Source organism: Burkholderia sp. Se-20373, from assembly GCF_017104705.1.
Lineage (GTDB): Bacteria > Pseudomonadota > Gammaproteobacteria > Burkholderiales > Burkholderiaceae > Burkholderia.
On sequence record NZ_JAAGPH010000345.1, the window covers coordinates 1 to 1,309 of the forward strand.

The window sequence follows — 1,309 nt, forward strand, 5'->3', positions numbered from 1 at the left end:
CCCCGCTCCACCTCCCCCTGCCAACACTCTTCCCTCCCCCGCCCCTCTTCCGCTCTAGCCGCCTGGCGCCGCGCCGGCGATCCAGCCGCAGTTCCAGTTCCATCGTCCGCCGCAGCCGAACGTGTCGAACGAGGCGCCGCCGCCGGTCGGCCCGCAAGGCTCGGACAACCTGCAGAACCAGCCGCTCACCGCACCGGCGCAGTAAGCAGCCGGCGTGCGGAAACCGGGCGGCATGCGCCGCCCGCTTTTATACCTGTCGTGTAGAAAGCCATGAAGATTGCGATTGCCGGTGCATCGGGCCGAATGGGCCGGATGCTGATCGAAGCCGTTCTCAACGATGCCGACGCGCAGCTCGTCGGCGCGCTCGACCGCGCCGATTCGCCGTTCCTCGGCCAGGACGCCGGCGCGTTCCTCGGCAAGGAAACCGGGGTCAAGCTGACCGCCGACCTCGACGCCGTGTTCGCGCAGGCCGACACCCTGATCGATTTCACGCGTCCGGAAGGTACGATGGCCCACATCGAGGCCGCGCTGCGCCACGACGTGAAGCTCGTGATCGGCACGACCGGCTTCACCGCCGAGCAGAAGGCCGAGCTGCAGGCCGCGGCGGGCAAGATCGGCATCGTGTTCGCGGCGAACATGAGCGTCGGCGTGAACGTCACGCTGAAGCTGCTCGAATTCGCGGCGAAGCATTTCTCGCACGGCTACGACATCGAGATCATCGAGGCGCATCACCGCCACAAGGTCGACGCGCCGTCGGGCACCGCGCTGATGATGGGCGAAGCCGTCGCCGGCGCGCTCGGACGCTCGCTCGACGATTGCGCGGTGTACGGCCGCCACGGCGTGACGGGCGAGCGCGATCCGTCGTCGATCGGCTTCGCCGCGGTGCGCGGCGGCGACATCGTCGGCGATCACACCGTGCTGTTCGCGGGGATCGGCGAGCGCATCGAGATCACGCACAAGTCGTCGAGCCGCGTGTCGTACGCGCAGGGCGCGTTGCGCGCGGTCCACTTCCTGTCGGCGCGCGGCGCCGGCCTGTTCGACATGCAGGACGTGCTCGGCCTGCGCTGACACCACGGGGAAACTCCGATGGCGATACCCACCGGCGTTGTCCACTACCTCGAAAGCGGCGATGCGATCACGCATGCCGTCGCCTATGTGCTGCTGGCGATGTCCGTCGCCAGCTGGTGCTTCCTCCTCATGAAAGCCTGGCTCCTGGTCCGCGCGAAGCGGCAGGGGCCGCGCGCGCTCGCCGCGTTCTGGCGCGCGCCGTCGCTCGACGCGGGCATCGCCGCGCTTGCCGGCGCCGATC

1 protein-coding gene and 2 pseudogenes are annotated in these 1,309 nt (G+C 69.4%); all 3 read left to right on the forward strand.

From position 1 onward, the window contains the following. Positions 1-205 (forward strand): annotated as a pseudogene (locus tag G3N96_RS39595) (outer membrane protein assembly factor BamE); the annotation flags it as partial. Positions 206-270: 65 nt separating this feature from the next. Beyond that, positions 271-1,068, forward strand: coding sequence for a 4-hydroxy-tetrahydrodipicolinate reductase (gene dapB / locus G3N96_RS38660; RefSeq protein WP_089424479.1), 798 nt, complete (start codon positions 271-273; stop codon positions 1,066-1,068). A gap of 18 nt (positions 1,069-1,086) precedes the next feature. Continuing rightward, positions 1,087-1,309 (forward strand): annotated as a pseudogene (locus G3N96_RS38665) (MotA/TolQ/ExbB proton channel family protein); the annotation flags it as partial.

What these genes read in the sequence shown, in the direction of transcription:
- dapB (WP_089424479.1), top strand. Translation starts at nt 271, where the DNA reads ATGAAGATTGCGATTGCCGGTGCATCGGGCCGAATGGGCCGGATGCTG.